The sequence below is a fragment of the Clostridium sp. MCC328 genome (genome assembly GCF_018785465.1).
Lineage (GTDB): Bacteria > Bacillota > Clostridia > Lachnospirales > Lachnospiraceae > Pilosibacter > Pilosibacter fragilis.
Map to the genome: position 1 here is coordinate 1 of NZ_WQPW01000160.1, position 546 is coordinate 546.

Below are 546 nucleotides of genomic sequence, written 5' to 3' on the forward strand. Positions count from 1 at the left end.
GATTCCAGCTGCCGAGAAAAGCCGCTATTGTGTACCATGTGCCCGTACCGTAAACCGACACAGGTGGATGAGGAGAGAATCCTAAGGCCGGCGGGAGAAGCATTGTTAAGGAACTCGGCAAAATGACCCCGTAACTTCGGGATAAGGGGTGCCAGAGAGATCTGGCCGCAGAGAATAGGCTCAAGCAACTGTTTAGCAAAAACACAGGTCTATGCGAAACCGTAAGGTGATGTATATGGGCTGACGCCTGCCCGGTGCTGGAAGGTTAAGAGGAGAGGTTAGAGCAATCGAAGCTTTGAATTGAAGCCCCAGTAAACGGCGGCCGTAACTATAACGGTCCTAAGGTAGCGAAATTCCTTGTCGGGTAAGTTCCGACCCGCACGAAAGGCGTAATGATTTGAGCGCTGTCTCGACAATGCACCCGGTGAAATTGAAATACCAGTGAAGATGCTGGTTACCTGCGCCAGGACGGAAAGACCCCATGGAGCTTTACTCCAGCTTGATACTGGGATTCGGTAATGCATGCACAGGATAGGTGGGAGGCTA

1 rRNA gene is annotated in these 546 nt (G+C 51.6%); it reads left to right on the forward strand.

What is annotated here, in order from left to right:
• Positions 1-546 (forward strand): 23S ribosomal RNA (locus GPK83_RS16690); the annotation flags it as partial.